Source organism: Variovorax sp. GW458-11-26-14-LB1 (assembly GCF_059423965.1).
The window spans coordinates 16,120-34,402 of sequence record NZ_JBWKYW010000055.1; the positions used below are offsets into that span (position 1 = coordinate 16,120).

At 68.9% G+C, this 18,283-nt stretch carries 18 protein-coding genes; 5 read left to right on the forward strand and 13 right to left on the reverse strand.

The features are described from left to right. Window positions 1-17 precede the first annotated feature (17 nt). From urtE to AC07YS_RS26850, 7 genes are all read right to left on the reverse strand, one after another. Window positions 18-707: an urea ABC transporter ATP-binding subunit UrtE gene (gene urtE, locus AC07YS_RS26820; RefSeq protein ID WP_495269471.1), complete on the reverse strand. Its 690-nt coding sequence runs from the start codon at window positions 705-707 to the stop codon at window positions 18-20. A gap of 18 nt (window positions 708-725) precedes the next feature. Further along, entirely contained in the window at window positions 726-1,508 is a 783-nt protein-coding gene (gene urtD / locus AC07YS_RS26825) for an urea ABC transporter ATP-binding protein UrtD (protein WP_495269490.1), read from the reverse strand. Between the two features lie 14 nt (window positions 1,509-1,522). After that, window positions 1,523-2,572 (reverse strand): urea ABC transporter permease subunit UrtC, encoded by a 1,050-nt coding sequence (gene urtC, locus AC07YS_RS26830; RefSeq protein ID WP_495269472.1) that lies wholly within the window; start codon window positions 2,570-2,572, stop codon window positions 1,523-1,525. A 3-nt stretch (window positions 2,573-2,575) separates the two neighbouring features. Next, window positions 2,576-3,478, reverse strand: coding sequence for an urea ABC transporter permease subunit UrtB (gene urtB / locus AC07YS_RS26835; protein WP_495269473.1), 903 nt, complete (start codon window positions 3,476-3,478; stop codon window positions 2,576-2,578). Between the two features lie 5 nt (window positions 3,479-3,483). Further along, window positions 3,484-4,677, reverse strand: coding sequence for an urea ABC transporter substrate-binding protein (gene urtA, locus AC07YS_RS26840; RefSeq protein ID WP_139703526.1), 1,194 nt, complete (start codon window positions 4,675-4,677; stop codon window positions 3,484-3,486). A 400-nt stretch (window positions 4,678-5,077) separates the two neighbouring features. Then, on the reverse strand, window positions 5,078-5,572 hold the full coding sequence (locus AC07YS_RS26845) for a hypothetical protein (RefSeq protein ID WP_307696772.1): 495 nt from the start codon (window positions 5,570-5,572) through the stop codon (window positions 5,078-5,080). Next, a complete protein-coding gene (locus AC07YS_RS26850) occupies window positions 5,573-6,529 on the reverse strand; it encodes a LysR family transcriptional regulator (RefSeq protein WP_495269474.1) in 957 nt (318 codons plus the stop codon). A gap of 95 nt (window positions 6,530-6,624) precedes the next feature. Between AC07YS_RS26850 and AC07YS_RS26855 the strand changes: the two genes are divergently transcribed. Next, window positions 6,625-7,614 carry an NAD-dependent epimerase/dehydratase family protein gene (locus AC07YS_RS26855; protein WP_495269475.1) on the forward strand — a complete coding sequence of 330 codons (990 nt, stop codon included), beginning with the start codon at window positions 6,625-6,627 and terminating at the stop codon, window positions 7,612-7,614. Window positions 7,615-7,621: 7 nt separating this feature from the next. Here the strand turns inward: AC07YS_RS26855 and AC07YS_RS26860 are convergent, their stop codons facing one another. The 5 genes from AC07YS_RS26860 to AC07YS_RS26880 form a co-directional block, all read right to left on the reverse strand. Then, a complete protein-coding gene (locus AC07YS_RS26860; RefSeq protein ID WP_495269476.1) occupies window positions 7,622-8,566 on the reverse strand; it encodes a glutaminase in 945 nt (314 codons plus the stop codon). Further along, on the reverse strand, window positions 8,563-9,471 hold the full coding sequence (locus AC07YS_RS26865) for a DMT family transporter (RefSeq protein ID WP_062470449.1): 909 nt from the start codon (window positions 9,469-9,471) through the stop codon (window positions 8,563-8,565). Before AC07YS_RS26865 ends, AC07YS_RS26860 begins: the two co-directional genes overlap by 4 nt. 82 nt (window positions 9,472-9,553) lie before the next feature. Next, complete coding sequence (locus AC07YS_RS26870) at window positions 9,554-10,057, reverse strand: BON domain-containing protein (protein ID WP_495269477.1); 504 nt, start codon at window positions 10,055-10,057, stop codon at window positions 9,554-9,556. Continuing rightward, window positions 10,054-10,563: a flavin reductase family protein gene (locus tag AC07YS_RS26875; RefSeq protein ID WP_495269478.1), complete on the reverse strand. Its 510-nt coding sequence runs from the start codon at window positions 10,561-10,563 to the stop codon at window positions 10,054-10,056. Before AC07YS_RS26875 ends, AC07YS_RS26870 begins: the two co-directional genes overlap by 4 nt. A 50-nt stretch (window positions 10,564-10,613) precedes the next feature. Beyond that, a complete protein-coding gene (locus tag AC07YS_RS26880) occupies window positions 10,614-11,528 on the reverse strand; it encodes a LysR family transcriptional regulator (RefSeq protein WP_139703541.1) in 915 nt (304 codons plus the stop codon). 122 nt (window positions 11,529-11,650) lie between these two features. Here AC07YS_RS26880 and AC07YS_RS26885 point away from each other — a divergent pair, with 122 nt between their 5' ends. After that, window positions 11,651-13,651: an alkyl/aryl-sulfatase gene (locus AC07YS_RS26885; protein ID WP_495269479.1), complete on the forward strand. Its 2,001-nt coding sequence runs from the start codon at window positions 11,651-11,653 to the stop codon at window positions 13,649-13,651. A gap of 6 nt (window positions 13,652-13,657) precedes the next feature. Here AC07YS_RS26885 and AC07YS_RS26890 read toward each other — a convergent pair whose 3' ends face one another. Then, a complete protein-coding gene (locus tag AC07YS_RS26890) occupies window positions 13,658-14,887 on the reverse strand; it encodes a nucleoside recognition domain-containing protein (protein ID WP_062470462.1) in 1,230 nt (409 codons plus the stop codon). A gap of 96 nt (window positions 14,888-14,983) precedes the next feature. Here AC07YS_RS26890 and AC07YS_RS26895 point away from each other — a divergent pair, with 96 nt between their 5' ends. From AC07YS_RS26895 to AC07YS_RS26905, 3 genes are all read left to right on the forward strand, one after another. Next, window positions 14,984-16,576, forward strand: a complete 1,593-nt coding sequence (locus tag AC07YS_RS26895; RefSeq protein ID WP_495269480.1) for a phospholipase D family protein — start codon at window positions 14,984-14,986, stop codon at window positions 16,574-16,576. A gap of 85 nt (window positions 16,577-16,661) precedes the next feature. Continuing rightward, entirely contained in the window at window positions 16,662-17,831 is a 1,170-nt protein-coding gene (locus AC07YS_RS26900; RefSeq protein ID WP_495269481.1) for an ABC transporter substrate-binding protein, read from the forward strand. 101 nt (window positions 17,832-17,932) lie between these two features. Beyond that, window positions 17,933-18,280: a hypothetical protein gene (locus tag AC07YS_RS26905; RefSeq protein WP_495269482.1), complete on the forward strand. Its 348-nt coding sequence runs from the start codon at window positions 17,933-17,935 to the stop codon at window positions 18,278-18,280. Window positions 18,281-18,283 lie beyond the last annotated feature (3 nt).

Below are 18,283 nucleotides of genomic sequence, written 5' to 3' on the forward strand. Positions count from 1 at the left end.
AGAAAAAGAGGAAGGGCTCACACGGTCAGGAAAGACCTGACCTTGTCCTGGTCGAGCGTGGCGCGCGCTTCGTCATGCACGATGCGGCCCCGGTCGATGACGAGAAAGCGGTCGGCCAGGTCGAGCGCGAAGCTCAGCACCTGCTCCGACACCACGACGGCGAAGCCGCGTTCGGCGCGCAGCACGTTCAGCGTCTGCGCGATCTCCTTGATGATCGAAGGCTGGATGCCTTCGGTGGGTTCGTCGAGGATCAGCACCTTCGGCTCCGAGATGAGCGCGCGCGCAATCGCCAGCATCTGTTGCTGGCCGCCCGAGAGATTGCCGGCCTTGCGCTGCTTCATGTCCTTGAGCACGGGGAAGAAGGTGTAGAGGTACTCGGGCACCGTGCGGTGGCCCGACCGGGCGGCGCCCGACAGGATGTTCTGCTCCACCGTGAGGAACGGAAACACCATGCGCCCCTGGGGCACGAAGGCCAGGCCCTGCGCCACGCGCTGGTAGCTGGGCAGCGTCGTGAGCTCGGTGCCGCTCAGGCGGATGTGGCCGCCGCGCGCGGGCAAGAGGCCGATGAGCGACTTCAGCAAGGTGGTCTTTCCCATGCCGTTGCGGCCCATGATGGCGACCGCTTCGTCGGGCGCGACGCGCAGCGACACATCGCGGATGACGTGCGACTCGCCATACGCCACGTTGAGATCGGAGACTTCAAGCATCTGGGTTTCTCTTTCTTCTCAATGGCCGAGGTACACGTCGATCACGCGCGGGTCGGCCTGCACTTCGGCGGCCGTGCCTTCGCTCAGCAACTTGCCCTGGTGCAGCACCGTGACGCGGTGCGCGATGCGCTTGACGAAGTCCATGTCGTGCTCGATCACGACCACCGACTTGCCGGCCGAGATGCGCCGCAGCAGGTCGCCGGTCTGTTCGCGCTCGCGCGGGCTCATGCCGGCCACGGGCTCGTCGAGCAGCAGCAGCTCGGGCTCCTGCATCAGCAGCATCCCGATCTCGAGCCACTGCTTCTGCCCATGGCTGAGTTGCCCGGCGCGGTGGCCCAGGCGATCGGCCAGGAAGACCTGCTCGGCCATCGCGTCGATGCGCGCACGCACGGGGGGCGTGCGGCGAAAGGTCAGCGACTGCAGCAGGCCGTGCATGCGCGGCAGCGAGATCTCGAAGTTCTCCAGCACCGTGAGGTCTTCGTAGACCGAGGGCGTCTGGAACTTGCGGCCCACGCCGGCGCGCACGATCTCGTACTCGTTCAGGCGGCCGAGGTCCTGCCCGTTGAACAGCACGCGGCCCGCGCTGGGCTTGGTCTTGCCGCAGACCATGTCGAGCAGCGTGGTCTTGCCGGCGCCGTTGGGGCCGATGATCACGCGCAGCTCGTTGCGCTCGACCGAGAGGCTGAGCCCGTCCACGGCCTTGAAGCCGTCGAAGGACACGGTGAGGTCCTCGATGCGCAGGATCTGCTCGCTCGACGGCGGCACCGCCGAAGCGGCCTGCGGCAGCCCGCCGTTGGGCATCGTCATCGTGGCGTTCATGGCGCCACCTCCGAGGTACGGCGGCGCACGAGCTTTTCGCCCAGCCCCGCGAGCCCGTTCGGCATCGCCCACACCACGAGGATGAACACCGCGCCCAGCACGTACAGCCAGCCTTCGGGGAAGGTCTCCGACAGGTACGACTTGAGAAAGCCGATCAAGAGCGCGCCGATCACCGCGCCCGGAATCGACAGCCGCCCGCCGACCGCCGCGTAGATCACCATCTCGACCGAGGCCACGACGCCGATCACGCCCGGTGCGATGAGCCCCACCTGCAGGCTGTAGAACGCACCGCCGATGGCCGACAAGACGGCTGCCACCGCGAACACGAAGGCCTTCATGTGCGCCGTGTTGTAGCCGCTGAAGCGCACGCGGTCTTCCTTGTCGCGGATGGCGATCAGCAGCTTGCCGAAGCGGCTGCGCACGATGGCGAGCGACACCATCATCACGAGCGCGATGGCCGCCACCTCGACGAAGTACATCGTGCGCTTGGCTTCATCGCCCGCGATGTCCCAGCCCAGCAGCGTGCGGAAATCGGTGATGCCGTTGGCGCCGCCGGTGTCGCCCTGCTGGCCGACCACCACCACCGTGAGCGTGAGCGCCAGCGACAGCGTGACGATCGCGAAGTACACGCCGCTCACGCGCCGCTTGAAGATCGCGTACGAGAACACGTAGGCCAGCACGGCAGGCACGACGAGGATGCCCACCACCGTCCAGCCCAGCGAGTGGAAGGGCTGCCACCACGCGGGCAGCTGCTCGACGCTGCTCCACACCATGAAGTCCGGCAGCTCGGGCGCCGAGGCCTCGAGCTTGAGGAACATGGCCATCATGTAGCCGCCCAGCCCGAAGAACATGCCCTGGCCCAGGCTCAGCACGCCGCCGTAGCCCCAGGTGAGCACCACGCCCACCGCGACGAACGCGAAGGCCAGGTACTTGCTCACGAGGTTGAGGCGGAACGGGTCGAGCGTGAGCGGCAGCACCACCAGCAGCACCAGCACCGCGAGCAGGGCGCCGATGTCGCGCTTGCGTTGAGGAGAAAGACCGTGCATGCCTCAGCTCCTCGACCGCGTGGCGAACAGGCCGTTGGGCCGGAAGTACAGCACCGCGATCACCAGCAGCAGGATCGTGGCCTTGGCCATCGAGCCGCTCATGAGGTACTCGAGCCAGGTCTGCGACTGCGCGATGGCAAAGCCCGAGAGCGCGGTGCCGATGAGGCTTTGCACGCCGCCGAACACCACCACGATGAACGAGTCGACGATGTACAGCTGGCCCGTGCCGGGGTTGGTCGAGCCGATCATGGTGAACACCGCGCCCGCGATGCCCGCCAGGCCCGAGCCCAGCGCGAAGGTCATCGCGTCGACGCGGTGCGTGTCGATGCCCACCGCACCGGCGATGGCGCGGTTCTGCGTCACCGCGCGCACCTTCAGCCCCCAGGGCGTGCGGTACAGCAGCAGGTACACGCCGACCGCCACCAGGGCCGTGAGACCGACGATGAAGATGCGGTTCAGCGGCAACTGGATGCTTGCCGTGGGCTCCCACGCCCCCGCCAGCCACGAGGCCAGCGGCACGCTCACTTCCTGCGCGCCGAAGATCGAGCGGTAGGCCTGCTGCAGCATGAGGCTCAGGCCCCACGTGGCCAGCAGGGTGTCCAGCGGGCGGTCGTAGAAGAAGCGGATGAAGCCCCGCTCCAGCACATAGCCGAACACGAAGGTCACGGCGAACGCGAACGGAATCGCGGCGAACAGGTACAGGTCCATGAAGCCCGGCGCGTAGTGCGCGAAGAAGCGCGCCGCCAGGTAGGTCATGTAGGCGCCCAGCGCCATCAGCTCGCCGTGCGCCATGTTGATGACGCCCATCAGGCCGAACACGATGGCCAGCCCGATGGCCATGAGCAGCAGGATGGTGAACAGGCTCACGCCGTTGAACACCTGCATCACCGCGATGTCGAAGTTCATCGCGTTCAGACCTTCGGGAAGGGGTTGGGCTCGACCAGCTGCGGCGATTCCCACACGATGTCGAACTGCCCGTCGGGCCGCGCGCGGCCTACGCGCACCTTCTTCCACACGTGGTGGTTGGTGGCGTGCACGCGCACCGTGCCCTCGGGCGCCTCGATCTCCACGCCCGCGGCGGCGGCCGTGACCTTGTCGACGTCGAAGGACTTGGCCTTTTCCACCGCCAGCTTCCACAGGTACACGCTGTTGTAGGCCACCTCCATCGGGTCGCCGATCACGCGGTCCTGCCCGTACTTGGCCTTGAAGGCCTTCACGAACTTCTCGTTGGCCGGCGACTTGATGCTCTGGAAGTAGCCCATGCAGGCGTAGTAGCCGGCGGCGTTGTCCTTGCCGATGCCGTCGATCTCGTTTTCCGACACCACGGTCGACAGCAGCACCTGCTTGGCACCGTCGAGCCCGGCCGCGCGCAGCTGCTTGTAGAAGGCCACGTTGGAGCCGCCCACCACGGTGCTGTAGATGCAGTCGGGCTTGGCGGCCTTGATCTTGTTGATGATCGACGAGAACTCGGTGTGGCCCAGCGGTGCGTACTCCTCGCCGAGCACCTTGCCGCCGGCCTTCGCGATGGCGGGCTTGGCGATCTTGTTGCAGGTGCGCGGGTAGATGTAGTCGGAGCCGACGAGGAAGAAGTTCTTGCCCTTCTCGCGCGCCATCCATTCCACCGCCGCGATCACCGACTGCGTGGCTTCCTGCGAGGGGTAGAACACGCGCTTGTCCTGCTCCTGGCCTTCGTAGTAGGTGGGGTAGAACAGCAGGCCCTTGGCCTGGTTGAGCACCGGCAGCAGCGCCTTGCGCGAGGCCGAGGTGTAGCAGCCGATGATGGCCGCCACCTTGTCGCGCTCCAGCAGCTTGCGCGCCTTCTCGGCGAACACCGAGTTCTCGCTCGCGCCGTCTTCGACCACGGCCTCGATCTTCTTGCCCATCACGCCGCCGGCGGCGTTGATCTCCTCGATGGCCAGCTTCTCGGCATCGACCAGCGAAGCCTCGGCGATGGCGATGGTGCCCGAGAGCGAATGCAGCAGGCCGAGCTTCACGGTGGCGCCGTCCTGCGCGCGGGCCAGGCCGGCCACGCCGGAGGCGGCGCCTAGCACGATCATCGAGCCGCCCGTCTTCACGATCTGGCGGCGGTTGAAAGCGTTCGTCATGTCAAATTCCTTTGCTTTGGTTTTGTGCGAGTCATCAGGAACATCCGACCTTCGGAACCGCGTTTTGGGTGTCTCCTCCCGCCGCGCGGCCCCTGCAAACGAGCGCTGTGCTGCCAGTGCTTTTTCTTCGGGCAAAGCTGCGCCACCGGATGACGTGCATCCGTTTTGAAAAGGCGTTGTTGCGACCGAAAAAACAAAAAAGCCCGAACCGGTGGTGAAACCGGTTCGGGCTTAATTGCCCGACACCTCGCTGGCAGCACTGGCAGCGGGCGTCGTATGACTGGGAACGATTGCTCGTTGGGGCGGATTCTTCTCAACTCACCCCGGCGTGAACATACGCTCTTTCGCTAATTGGCGAAAGTGCGGCGCGTGTGCTATTCGCGCGCAGCGCCTGAACACATCAGCTGCGCGGGCGTGCGTAGTCCGACTCGATCCACGCGGTCGCGCTCGAGGTCGTGAGCCGGAACGCGGGCGACACGTTCACGCTCGCCAGTTCCGAGTCGTCGGCATCGTCATACGCCGTGAGCGTGGCCGAGGGGTTGTCTTCGTCGGGCACGATCGACAGCGCCACGCGGATGCGCTGCTCGTTGCGCGCGGTGACCGTCACGCTCTTGTTGAGCGTGGCGTGCAGCTGCTGTTCGTGGCGGCGGATCACTTCGGCCGCGGTCTTCACCAACGTGTGGAAGGCGGGGGTGTCCAGCGGCTTGGGGTTCTTCTTGTCGCGGCCCATGGTCCAGGGGCCGACGAGCGCGGGCTCGGGGTCGCCGTGGCGGGTCATCTCGACGGCCCAGCCGTCGTCTTCCTCGTTCTTGATGATGCGGGCGGTCCAGAGGTCGTCGCGCCAGAGGCGGGGTTCCTGCAGGGGGAGGTGGTCGGGGGAATCGGTCGTCGTCATTCAGGGAGAAGCTTTGGGTCTTGCGCGGGGCATTGTCGCCCGGGGCGCGGGGGCGGCCGCCACGCCAACGTACTGTTGCAAGCCCTCAACCAGCGCATCGAAGGCCACGCGGCAGCGCGGGCTGTGGCGCAGGTCCTCGTGCATCGTGACCCAGGTGTCGAGCTTCAGCGAGAGCGCGCGCGGCAGCAGGCGCACCAGCGCGGTGTCGCGTCGCGCCAGGCCGACCTGGCACACGCCGATGCCCGCACCTGCACGGATGAGGGCCAGCTGCGCGAGGTCGCTGTCGGTGCGCAGCGCAAAGGCATCGCGCGTGAAGCCCGTGACCGACTTGAAGGACTTGATCGCCTCGCGCACGAAGGCCGAGGGCTGGTCGTAGCCGATGAGCGCGTGCGCCGCCAGGTCGTCGGGCGTGCGCGGCGTGCCATGGCGCGCCAGGTAGCTGGTGTGCGCGTGAAAGCCCAGCTCGATGTTCCCGATGCGGCGCGCCACCAGCTGCGCCTGCCGGGGCCGGACCATGCGCACGGCGATGTCGGCCTCGCGCCGCAGCAGGTCCTGCACGCGGTTGGTCGCCACCAGCTCGACCTTCAGCGCCGGGTGCGCCTCGCGCAGCCGCGCCACCACGGGCGGCAGCACCTCCACCGCGACCACCTCGCTGACCGACACCCGCACCACGCCGCGCACGCCGTCGCCCTGGCTGCTGGCCGCGCGCTGCAGCGAGGCGGCGGTGCTTTCCATGGCCTCGGCGTGCGTGCGCAGGGCGAGCGCCACTTCGGTGGGCAGCAGGCCCACCTGCGAGCGGGTGAAGAGCACCACGCCGAGCGCTTCTTCGAGCGCCGCCACGTGGCGACCGACGGTGGGCTGCGTGATACCGAGTGCGCGCGCCGCGCCTGAGAGCGAGCCCTCGCGCAGCACGCCGAGGAAGGAGCGGTACAGCTCCCAGCTGATGTTCCAGGTCATACGGAAATGTATGGCCGATGGTGCATGTTCGGCAATTCCATTCGAACCCCATCCTGCCCAGAATTCGTCCATCGATCACTGTTCAGGAGCATTTCATGGCACGCAACGACAACACGGTTCTGGTGCTCGGCGCCACGGGCGGCATTGGCGGCGAGGTGGCCCGCCAGCTGTGCGATGCGGGCTGGGAGGTGCGCGCCCTGAAGCGCGGCGCGGTCGAAGGAAAGCGCGAGGGCATCACCTGGCTGGCCGGCGACGCGATGGACGCGCAGGCCGTGCGGCGGGCCGCGAAGGGCTGCGCGGTCATCGTGCATGCGGTCAACCCGCCGGGCTACCGCGGCTGGTCGGAGCTGGTGCTGCCGATGCTCGACAGCACCCTCGTCGCCGCGAAGGCCGAGGGCGCGACCGTCGTGCTGCCCGGCACGGTCTACAACTTCGGCCCCGATGCCTTCCCGCTGCTGGCCGAAGACTCGCCGCAGCGCCCGCTCACCGCCAAGGGCGCGATCCGCGTCGAGATGGAACGGCGCCTCGAAGACGCCAGCCGCGAAGGCGCGCGCGTGCTGATCGTGCGCGCGGGCGACTTCTTCGGCCCGAAGGCGGGCAACAACTGGTTCTCGCAGGGGCTGGTGAAGGCGGGCCAACCGGTCCGGGCCGTCAGCTGCCCCGGCGACCCCGGTGTCGGCCACCAGTGGTCGTACCTGCCGGATGTGGCCCGCACCATGGTCGAGTTGCTGGCGCGGCGCGACCGGCTCGCGCCCTTTGCGCGCTTCCACATGGCCGGCCACTGGGACGCCGACGGCACGCGCATGAGCGACGCGATCCGCAAGGTGGTGGCCCGGCGCACCGGCGCCCAGGTGCGCGTGTCGGCCTTTCCCTGGTGGCTGCTGGCGCTGGCCTCGCCCTTCGTCGTCACCTTTCGCGAGCTGCGCGAGATGCGCTACCTGTGGCGCACGCCCGTGGGCATGGACAACGCGAAGCTGGTGGCCTTCCTGGGCCGCGAGCCGCACACGCCGCTCGAAGAAGCGGTGGAGGCCGCGCTCGACGGCATGGGCTGCCTGCCCGGGGCGCCGGTGGCTGTGCCGACCTGACCGCAGGTCAGAACACCGACAGCCCGGTGCGCGCCACGAACATCTCCAGCGCCTTCATGCCCAGCAGCGAGTTGCCGGTGGCATCGAGCGCCGGCGACCACACGCACAGCGTGAGCTGGTCGGGCACCACCGCGACGATGCCGCCGCCCACGCCGCTCTTGCAGGGCAGGCCGATCGAAAAGGCGACGTCGCCGGCCGCGTCGTAGGTGCCGCAGGTGAGCATGAGCGAGTTGATGCGGCGCGTCTGCCGCTCGCCCGTGACCTCGGGCTCGCCGGCGATCGGGTGCGCGCCGTCGCGGCACAGGAAGGCAGCGGCGCGCGCGAGCTGGCGGCAGCTCATGCGCAGCGCGCACTGGTGGAAGTAGGTGTCGAGCACCTCGGCCACGTCGTTGTCGATCTTGCCGAAGCTCTTCATGAAGTTGGCCAGCGCGACGTTGCGAAAGCCCGTGTCGGCCTCCGACTGCGCCACCTCGCCGTCGAAGTCGATGCGCTCGCCGCACAGGCTGCTCATGAGCGCGAGGATGTCGGCCTTGGCGCTGCCGCCCTTGGCCTTGGCCTGGCTCACGAGCCGGTCGGCCACCGCGATGGCGCCGGCATTGATGAAGGGGTTGCGCGGCTTGCCTTGCTCGTTCTCCAGCTGCACCAGTGAGTTGAAGGGGTTGCCCGAGGGCTCGCGCCCGATGCGCTCCCACAGCGCGTCGCCCATGCGCTGCATGGCGAGCGTGAGCGTGAAGAGCTTGGACACGCTTTGAATGGAGAAGGGCGTCTCGAAGTCGCCCGCGCCGGCTTCCTCGCCGTCGCAGGTGCGCAGCGCGATGCCGAACTGCCGCGCATCGACGCGCGCCAGCGCCGGGATGTAGCTGGCCACGGTGCCGCCCTGGCCGAGCTGCAGGCGCAGGGTGGCGACGATCTCGTCGAGGACGGGCTGGAACCGGTGGAGTTTCTTGCTCATGCCGGGCGTTGTACCGCAGGCCGCCGGTTCACCAGCACGATGCCCAGCGCCACGCCGATCAGTGCCACCACCAGCTGCAGCGTGAGCGGCTCCTTCAGCAGCGCCACGCCGAAGATCAGCGCGAACAGCGGCGTGAGAAAGGTGAAGGACGACATCTGCGTGGCCGGGTAGTGCCGCAGCAGCCACATCCAGGTGAGGTAGCTGGCGAAGGCGCCGACCACCGTCTGCAGGCCGATGGAAGTCCAGGCCCAGGCCGAGTACGAGAAGCCCCAGGTTTCGCCGAGCGCGAGCGACAGCAGGGGGCACACGGCGGCGGTCACGGCGACTTGGTAGAACAGCGTTTTCTCGGCGCTGGCCGTGGCCAGGCGCGTGGTGCGCAGCGTGAGCGTGGTCAGGCCCCAGAGCATGCCGGCCGCCAGCGCCATGCCGTCGCCGATGAGCTGCGACGAGCTCATGTGGCCGAAGCCCTCGCTGAAGGCCAGCACCACGCCCGCGAAGGCGATGAACAGGCCCAGCCACTGGAAGCCGCGCAGCCGCTCGGCCGGCACCCAGCGCGGCAGCAGCAGCGAGACCCAGAACGGGGCCGTGTAGAGGAACACCGTGAGCCGCGAGGCGCTGGTGTGCTGCAGCCCCAGGTAGATGCCGGCGAACTCGCCCGCGAACAGCAGGCCGGCCAGCAGTCCGGGCCACAGCGTGCCGTCGCGCTCGAACAGCGGCACGCGCCGCACTGCGCACCACAGCCACAGCAGCGCCACCGCGCCGACCATGCGCACCGTGGCCTGCCACAGCGGCGGCACCTCGGTCACGGTGGTCTTGATGAGGATCTGCTGCAAGCCCCAGAACGCGCAGCAGACGATGAGCAGGCCGATGGCCAGGGAGTCGAGGTGGGTCTTGCGCTGGATCATTCGCGGTCAGTCGGTGGCGGCACGGGCCGCGGAATTCATCCGATGATCGTATCGCGCCGGCGAAGAACCCGTGCGGCGCCGCTCAGTGCCCGGCCAGCGGGTAGGGCGGCTTGCCGCGCGTGCCCACCATCAGGTCGGGCACCACGGTCTCGACCTCGGCCACGGTGCGCGCCGCGCGCTCGAGCCTGCGGGCCAGCGCCGCGTCGGGCACGCAGCCCTGCAGGTAGGCCCAGCGGCGCTGCACCGTGACCCACACGCTGCTGCGGCGCACGCCCGGCACCGCGAGCAGCGCGGCGCGCACCTTCGGCGCGAGCGGCTTGTCGTAGCGGTAGGCGTTGCTGTCGGTGCATTTGCCGGCGAGCCAGCAGCTGGTGCCGCGCTCCAGCCGCGAGTGGGTCTGCGCGCGGCGCTCCTCGGCGGTGTAGTAGGGGCCTTGCGGCATGGGGCAGGCCGGCAGGCCCGCGGCGACCTGGAAGAAGGGGTCGTCGAACCAGTTCTGCCGCAGCGGCGATGGCTCAGTGGTGCCCTGCGCCGTGGCGATCCGCGCGGCGAGCAGCAGGACGGCCAGCAGCGCGGGGCGTTTCACAACGGGTGCTCGGTGTAGAAGCGCCCGCCGTGGAACAGCAGCGGCGAGGCGTCGGGGTCGTGCGTGCAGCGCTCCACCTCGCCCACGAAGATCACGTGATCGCCTTCGTCGTAGCGGCTGCGGTTGAAGCACTCGAAGCTCGCCGCCGCGCCCTGCAGCACCGGCGCGCCGCCCAGGCCGTCGGTGTAGGCCACGTTGGCCCAGCGGTCGATGTTCTTGGTGGCGAAGCGCTCCGCCAGCGCCTTCTGGTTGGCGGCCAGGATGTTGACCGCGTAGTGCGAGCCGGCGCGCAGCGCCGACATCGACGCCGCCGCGCGCGCCAGGCTCCACAGCACCAGCGGCGGCGCCAGCGACACCGAGTTGAACGAGTTGGCCGTGAGGCCGACCAGGCTGCCGTCGGCCGCGCGCGCGGTGACGATGGTCACGCCGGTGGCGAACATGCCGAGTGCCTTGCGGAATTCGCCGGGCGAGAAGGAGGGGGGCTGGGCCCGGCGGGAGGTGGTCACGGGAGAACGGACGGCAAGGCGGTGAACGGCGGAGAAGGGGCCATTTTGGCTCAGGCTCTGGCGGGCTGCTGAACCGGCCCGAGCAACTCGGTCACCAGCCGGGTATAGACCGTGGCGGCCGCCGAGGGCGTGCGGCCCGCCAGCGTCACCAGGCTGTAGTGGGTGCGCATGCGCGACAGGCCCGCCACCGGCAGCGGCGCGAGCGCGGCGGTCTCGGGCGCGAGGCCGGGTGCGTGGGGCGCGAGGATCACCGCGTGGGCCGTGAGCGCGAGGTGCCGCAGCGTGTCGGCGTCGTCGCAGGTCACGTTGAACACGCCGCGGTCGGTGCGGCGGATCTGCCGGTCGAAATGCGCGGCCACCTCGGCCGGCAGGTTGGGGCCGGCCACCGGGTAGTCCATGAGCTGCTCGAGCGTGACCGGCGCCGGCTGCCTGAGCAGCGGATGCCGGGGCCGCACGAAGAAGGACACCGGCACGTTGGGCAGCCGCGCCAGCTTCAGGCCGGGCTGCTTCTTCAGGTCGCGGGTGTCTGCAATGAACAGGTCGATCTGGCGCCGGTGCAGGCGCTCGCTCAGGGTGGGGGTGTCGGCCACTTCCATGCGCATCAGCAGCTGCGGGTGGCGTTGCGTCATGAGCGACAGCGCCGCGCGCCCCAGCAGCCCGGCCGCGAACGGGCCCAGGCCCACGTTGAGGCTGCCGAGCGTGAGGCCTTCGAGCTGCTGCACCTCGCGCTGGATCTGCCGCGCGTCGGCGACCAGCTCGCGGGCCCGCGCCAGGACCAGCTCGCCCGCCTGCGTGAAGCGCACGGTGCCGTAGGCGCGATCGACCAGACGCGCCTTCAGCGCCTGCTCCAGCGCGTCGATGCTGCGCGAGAGCGCGGGCTGCGACAGGTGTACGGCCTGCGCGGCACGCCCGAAGCTGCCTTGCTCGGCGAGGGCGATCAGGTGCTGGAGGTGGCGCAGCTGCATTTTGCGTTTCGGTTCAAAAGCAAGCGCGCATTTTGCATTTGCCAAGGGGTTGGGTGCTTCCGAAAATCGGCCGCTGCCTTCCCGTGCTTTCGTCGTCCGACAGACCCAACCCCGAGACATCGATGACCCGCATTGCCCGTGCTTCTTCTTTCGCGCCCACCCGTTTCTCCCTGGCCCTTGTCGCCTGGGCCTGTGCCTTCACCGCCACCGCGCAGCCGGTGGTCGCGCCCAAGGCGGCCGAGCCCGTCACGCTGAAGGCCAACGCCGACATGGCGAAGGCGCTGCCCTTTGCGAACAGGCAGGACTTCGAGGACGCGATGCGCGGCTTCATCGGCACCGTGCCCGACGCCCTCGTGAGCGGCAGCGGCCCGCGCCCGGTCTGGAACATGAAGCCCTACGACTTCCTGAAGGCGAACGAGGCGGCCGACACGGTCAACCCGAGCCTGTGGCGGCAGGCGCAGCTCAATGCGATTCACGGGCTGTTCAAGGTGACCGACCGCGTCTACCAGGTGCGCGGCTTCGACCTGGCGAACGTCACCATCGTCGAAGGCGACACCTCGCTGATCGTGATCGACCCGCTGCTCGCCGCCGAGACGGCACGTGCCGCGCTCGAGCTGTACTACCAGCACCGCCCGAAGAAGCCGGTCGGCACGGTGATCTACACGCACGGCCATGCCGACCACTTCGGCGGCGTGAAGGGCGTGGTCAACGAGGCCGACGTGGCCGCGGGCAAGGTGCAGGTGATCGCGCCCTCGGGCTTCATGGAATCGGCGGTGGCCGAGAACATCCTGGCGGGCAATGCGATGAACCGCCGCTCGCAGTACCAGTTCGGCACGCTGCTGCCGCCGGGCGCGCGCGGCCAGGTCGACACGGGCCTGGGCAAGGCGCTGGCGCGCGGCAGCGTGACGCTGATCGCGCCCACCTCGACCATCGAGAAGACCACCGAAGAACGCACCATCGACGGCGTGCAGATCGTGTTCCAGCTGGTGCCGGGCTCGGAGGCGCCGTCCGAGATGCTCATGTACCTGCCGCAGTTCCGCGTGCTCAACATGGCCGAGGACGTGACGCACAACATGCACAACCTGTACACGATCCGCGGCGCCGAGGTGCGCGACGGCAACCTGTGGGCCAAATACATCGACGAGGCCCGCGTGGCCTTCGGCGACAAGGCCGACGTGCTCATCGCGCAGCACCACTGGCCCACCACGGGGCGCGAACGCATCGTCGACCTGCTGAAGAAGCAGCGCGACATGTACAAGTTCATCAACGACCAGTCGCTGCGCCTGCTGAACCATGGCTACACGGCGTCCGAGATCGCCGAGACGCTGCGCATGCCCGCGAGCCTGGAGCAGGAGTGGTCCACGCGCGGCTACTACGGCACGCTGCGCCACAACGCGAAGGCGGTCTACCAGAAGTACCTGGGCTGGTACGACGCCAACCCGGCCAACCTGAACCCGCTGCCGCCGGTGGCGCAGGCGAAGAAGACGGTCGAGTACATGGGCGGCGCCGACGCGGTGGTGGCGCGCGCGCGTGAAGACTTCAAGAAGGGCGAGTACCGCTGGGTGGCCAGCGCGATGAGCCAGGTGGTGTACGCCGACCCGGCGAACCGCGCGGCACGCGAACTCGGCGCCGACGCGCTCGAACAGCTGGGCTACCAGTCGGAGGCGGGCACCTGGCGCAGCGCCTACCTGGTGGGCGCGATGGAACTGCGCAACGGCGTGCCGAAGATCCCGGGCGGCAGCAGCGCGAACGGCGACACGCTGAAGGCAGTGAGCAACGAGCTCTTCTTCGACTTCCTCGGCGTGCGGCTCGACGCGACCAAGGCCGAGGGCAAGACGATGGTGGTCAACTGGAACTTCACCGATTCGAACCAGAAGTTCGTGCTGACGCTGGAGAACTCGGCGCTCACGCACGTGAAGAACCAGCAGGCGGCCGGCGCGGATGCCACGGTCACATTGAGCCGGGCGACGCTCGATGCGATCACGCTGAAGCAGACGACCTTTCCGGAAGCGGTGCAGTCGGGGCTCGTGAAGATCGACGGCAACCGGGCGAAGCTGGGCGAGCTGTTCGGGATGCTCGACAACTTCGACCTGATGTTTCCTGTGGTCGAGCCCCGCAAGTAAGCGGGCTCAGCCGAAGAACCAGTAGCAGACCGCAATCGCGGCCACCACCCCCGCCAGCTCCGCCAGCAACGCGCAGGCCACGGTGTGCCGCGCGCGCTGGATGCCCACCGCGCCGAAGTACACCGCCAGCACGTAGAACGTGGTCTCGGTGCTGCCCTGGATGGTGGCGGCCACCAGCGCGGGAAAGCTGTCGACGCCCTGGGTCTTCATGGTCTCGATGAGCATCGCGCGCGCCGCGCTGCCCGAGAAGGGCTTGACGAGCGCCGTGGGCATGGCGTCGACAAAGCGCGCGTCCCAGCCGCCCGCCTGCACCAGCCACCGCAGGCCGTCGAGCGCGAAGTCGAGCGCGCCCGAGGCGCGCAGCACGCCCACCGCGCACAGCATCGCGACGAGGTAGGGCAGCAGGTGCTTCGCGATGTCGAAGCCTTCCTTCGCGCCTTCGACAAAGGCCTCGTAGACCTTGACGCGCCGGATCGCGCCGGCCGCCAGGAACACGATGATCACGCCGAACAGCGTGAGGTTGCCCAGCAGCGACGACAGCGAGGCGATGGCCGCCGCCGACAGCGTGCCCAAAAGCGCCATGAAGCCGCCCAGCAGCAGCGCGCCGGGCACCAGGTAGGCCAGCACCACCGGGTCCCACAGCCGCAGGCGCTGCACCACCGCCACCGACAGCAGGCCCACCAGCGTCGAGGCGCTCGTGGCCAGCAGGATCGGCAGGAACACCAGCGTCGGGTCGCTCGCGCCCTGCTGCGCCCGGTACATGAAGATGGTGACGGGAAGCAAGGTCAGTGACGAGGCGTTGAGCACCAGGAACAGGATCTGCGCGTTGGTGGCCGTCACGGGGTCGGGGTTCAGGCGCTGCAGTTCGCGCATGGCCTTCAGGCCGATCGGCGTGGCGGCGTTGTCCAGCCCCAGCGCGTTGGCCGCGAAGTTCATCGTGATGAGCCCGAGCGCCGGGTGCCCGGCCGGCACGCCCGGCATCAGCCGCCGGAACAGCGGCCCGAGAAGGCGCGCGAGCCAGCCGACGAGGCCGGCGGTTTCCGCGATGCGCAGGAAGCCCAGCCACAGCGTGAGCGTGCCGAACAGCAGCACCATCACCTCGACGGCCAGCCGCGCCATCGCGAACAGGCTTTCGACCAGCGCCGCGAACACGGTCGGGTCGCCGCCGACGAGCCACCGTCCCAGCGCTGCGAGCGCCGCCATCCCGAAGAACCCCAGCCACAACCCATTGAGCACGCGTTTTTTCCTTCTTTTCGTTGGCTGCCGTGTGTGCCGTTGATCATAGGGCGGCATGCCGCCCCGGCCGGGCTCTGCGGCGCTACAGTGCGACCCATGGCCGCCGCCCTGTTCCGCCTTCGTCGCTTTGTCGCCCTGGTGTCGAGCGGGCTGGCCATCGCCTGGCTCGCGGGCTGCGCCAGCCTGCCGCCGCCGCAGTCGCACCCGGTGCTCACGAGCGCGATCACCGACGTGGCCGACACCGACCTGGGCCGGCTGGCCGCCCAGGACGCGCCGCAGGGCGGGGCGGCGGGGCTGTCGGGCTTCCGGCTGCTGCCCGAGGCGGCGTTCGCGTTCGACGCGCGCATCTCGCTGGCGCGGCATGCGCAGAAGTCGCTCGACGTGCAGTACTACCTGATCAGCAACGACGACGTCGGCCTGCTGTTCCTCAAGGAGCTGCGCGAGGCCGCCGCGCGCGGCGTGCGCGTGCGGCTTCTGGTGGACGACCTGTACACGGCGGGCGAGGACGAGGTGTTCAGCAGCCTCTCGGCCTTCCCGAACATCGAGGTGCGGCTGTTCAACCCGCTGCCTTCGCGCGCCGGCTCGCTGGCCGCGCGGCTGCTGTTCTCGCTGGGCGACTTCGGGCGCATCAACCACCGCATGCACAACAAGCTGCTGGTGGCCGACAACAGCTTTGCGGTCTCGGGCGGGCGCAACATCGCCAACGAGTACTTCATGCGCAGCACGGCGGCGAACTTCATCGACATGGACGTGCTGTCCAGCGGGCCGATCGTGCGGCGCATGTCCGAGGGCTTCGACCGCTACTGGAACAGCGAGCACGCCTGGCCCATCGAACGCATCGCGCCGCGGCGCGTGCCGGTGGAAGAAGCCCAGCGGCGCTTCGACACCCTGGCGCGCGCGGCCGTGCCCGACGTGCCCATGCGCCAGCGCGACATCCTGAACAAGTCGCCGCTCGGCGAGCAGCTCACCACCGGCCGCATCGACCGCTACTGGGCCCCGGCCACGCTGTTCGTGGACGACCCCGACAAGATCACGCGCAAGGCCGAGGCGGCCTACGGCGGCAGCGTGACCGAGGGTGCGCTTGGCGTGATCCAGGCGGCGAAGCACGAAGTGAAGATCGGCTCGCCGTACTTCATTCCGGGTGCGCGCGGCATGGCGATGATGAAGGCGACCATCGAGCGCGGCGGCCGCATCACGGTGGTCACCAACTCGCTGGGCGCTACCGACGAGCCGCTGGCCTATGCGGGCTACGAGCGCTACCGCGCCGACATGCTGAAGATCGGCGTCACCATCTACGAGATTGCGCCCACGCTCACCGGGCGTTCGGGGCGCTTCGGCGACTTCGGCAAGTCGATCAGCCGGCTGCACGCCAAGCTGGCCATCGTGGACGACGAGCGCTTCTTCGTGGGTTCGATGAACCTCGACCACCGCTCGGCCGCCGTCAACACCGAGATGGGGCTGGTGATCGACAGCCCGCGGCTGGTGCAGGACTACGACAAGCTCATGAACGGCGAGCGCGTCAACCTGGGCTACCGGCTGCGGCTCGCGCCGGGCGGGCGGCGCGTGCAGTGGCTGGAATACGACGATGCCGGCGGCGACATCGTGCACGAGGACGAACCGGGCGAATTCCTCTGGCTGCGCTTCAAGAACTGGTTGCTTTTACCCATCGTGGGCGAGGAGCTGCTCTAGGGTTTGTCATGACCGATCCAGTGAGGTGCGTTACATTTCTGTTTGAAATGTGAACTTTTGTCACCGACTATTGGAGGCTTTGATCATGACCGTCCCCGTGCCGCGCGAGTCGACCGCGCCGCTTTCCACCAGCCGCCGCCGCGCCCTTTCCGGGCTGGCCGCCACGACGGCCGCCGCGGCCGGCGTCGGGCTGGGATTTCCGGCGTTCGCGCAGAACCGTGCGATCCGCATCGGGACGACCTTCGACAACAGCAGCGTCGAAAAGGCCAACGGCCAGGGGCTGTACCAGGGCTCCAGCGCGTTCTTCAACGCGCTGAACAAGGCCGGCGGCATCCACGGCAGCAAGGTCGAGCTCGTGATGGCCGACGACACCTTCAAGCCCGAGGTGGCCAAGGCCAACGCGCTGGCTTTCGAAAAGGACAGCTCGGTGCTCGCGCTGGTGCACCCGCTGGGCACGCGCCAGACCGCCGAGGTGATGGACGCGGTGCCCGGCATGGCCGTGGTCGGCCCGATCACCGGCACCATCGCGCTGCGCAAGAAGACCTCGCCCAACACCTTCTGGGTGCGCGCCAACTACGACCAGGAGGTCGACAAGCTGGTGAGCACGGCCGCCGTGCTGGGCCAGACCCGCATCGGCCTCGTGCATTCGAACGACCCGCTGGGCCAGTCGGTGCTGGCGGCGTTCAAGAACGCGCTGGCCAAGGCCAAGCTGGAGCCGGCGGTGATCGCCACCACGCCCAACACCACGAGCATGGAAGTGGGCCCGGCCGCCGAAGCCATCGCCAAGGCCAAGCCGCAGGTGGTGGTGGTCGGCCTGGCCGGCACGGCGCCGGTGTTCCTGAAGGCGCTGCGCGGCGCGGGCAACAGCAGCTCGGCCTACGGCCTGTCGATCACGGCCAGCGCGCTGTCGGCCATGGGCGACCTGGCACGCGGCCTGGGCTTCGTGATCGTGGTGCCGTCGCCGTACTCGACCAAGTTCGAGATCGTGCGCCGCTACCAGGCCGACATGCTGGCCAACGGCACCAAGGACTTCTCGCTCACCAGCCTGGAGGGCTACATGAACGCCGCCGTGCTGGCCGAGGGCCTGCGCCGCGCCGGCCCCGCGCCGACGCGCGCCGCCGTGCTCGGCGGCATGGCGAGCATCGAGAACTTCGACCTGGGTGGCGTGAAGATCAACTACGGCCGTTCGAACCGCGAAGGCGGCCAGTTCGTGGACGTGGCCGTGATCGGCAGCCGCGGGCAGATGCTGAGCTGATGCGGTCGAGGCGTACCGCGTGCTGCGGCGCGCGGTAGCGCCTGCCGGTACGCCGGCGCGCGCACGGCCCTGTCGCGGGTCGGCATGCTTACAGTGCGGCCATGACCCTCGAACTCATCCTGGGCCTCGGCCTGCTGGCCCTGGTGCTGCTGGACCTGGCCCTGTTCTTCCTCGTGCGCTGGGCCGTGCTGCGCGAGTACCTGGGCCCGCTGGTGGCCAGCCTCGTCTACGGCCTGTGCCTGGCCGCGCTGCCGTACTTCGTGTGGTGGGGCCTGGGCACCCATGTGCTGTTCGGCAAGGACACGACCTTCCTGGCGCCCGTGGTGGACGTCGGCCTGGCCTTCATCCTCTACACCTGCGTGTGGCTGTCGTGGGGCGTGAGCCTGATCGCCGGCGGACTGGCGTCGTGGCGTTTCTTCGTGCGGGCCCGGCGGATCGGCCTGGCCTGACGG

Bases quoted from the DNA above. Each gene is read 5' to 3' on its own strand.
- urtE (WP_495269471.1), bottom strand. From the start codon at position 707: ATGCTTGAAGTCTCCGATCTCAACGTGGCGTATGGCGAGTCGCACGTC.
- urtD (WP_495269490.1), bottom strand. From the start codon at position 1,508: ATGCCCAACGGCGGGCTGCCGCAGGCCGCTTCGGCGGTGCCGCCGTCG.
- urtC (WP_495269472.1), bottom strand. From the start codon at position 2,572: ATGCACGGTCTTTCTCCTCAACGCAAGCGCGACATCGGCGCCCTGCTC.
- urtB (WP_495269473.1), bottom strand. From the start codon at position 3,478: ATGAACTTCGACATCGCGGTGATGCAGGTGTTCAACGGCGTGAGCCTG.
- urtA (WP_139703526.1), bottom strand. From the start codon at position 4,677: ATGACGAACGCTTTCAACCGCCGCCAGATCGTGAAGACGGGCGGCTCG.
- AC07YS_RS26845 (WP_307696772.1), bottom strand. From the start codon at position 5,572: ATGACGACGACCGATTCCCCCGACCACCTCCCCCTGCAGGAACCCCGC.
- AC07YS_RS26850 (WP_495269474.1), bottom strand. From the start codon at position 6,529: ATGACCTGGAACATCAGCTGGGAGCTGTACCGCTCCTTCCTCGGCGTG.
- AC07YS_RS26855 (WP_495269475.1), top strand. From the start codon at position 6,625: ATGGCACGCAACGACAACACGGTTCTGGTGCTCGGCGCCACGGGCGGC.
- AC07YS_RS26860 (WP_495269476.1), bottom strand. From the start codon at position 8,566: ATGAGCAAGAAACTCCACCGGTTCCAGCCCGTCCTCGACGAGATCGTC.
- AC07YS_RS26865 (WP_062470449.1), bottom strand. From the start codon at position 9,471: ATGATCCAGCGCAAGACCCACCTCGACTCCCTGGCCATCGGCCTGCTC.
- AC07YS_RS26880 (WP_139703541.1), bottom strand. From the start codon at position 11,528: ATGCAGCTGCGCCACCTCCAGCACCTGATCGCCCTCGCCGAGCAAGGC.
- AC07YS_RS26885 (WP_495269479.1), top strand. From the start codon at position 11,651: ATGACCCGCATTGCCCGTGCTTCTTCTTTCGCGCCCACCCGTTTCTCC.
- AC07YS_RS26895 (WP_495269480.1), top strand. From the start codon at position 14,984: ATGGCCGCCGCCCTGTTCCGCCTTCGTCGCTTTGTCGCCCTGGTGTCG.
- AC07YS_RS26900 (WP_495269481.1), top strand. From the start codon at position 16,662: ATGACCGTCCCCGTGCCGCGCGAGTCGACCGCGCCGCTTTCCACCAGC.
- AC07YS_RS26905 (WP_495269482.1), top strand. From the start codon at position 17,933: ATGACCCTCGAACTCATCCTGGGCCTCGGCCTGCTGGCCCTGGTGCTG.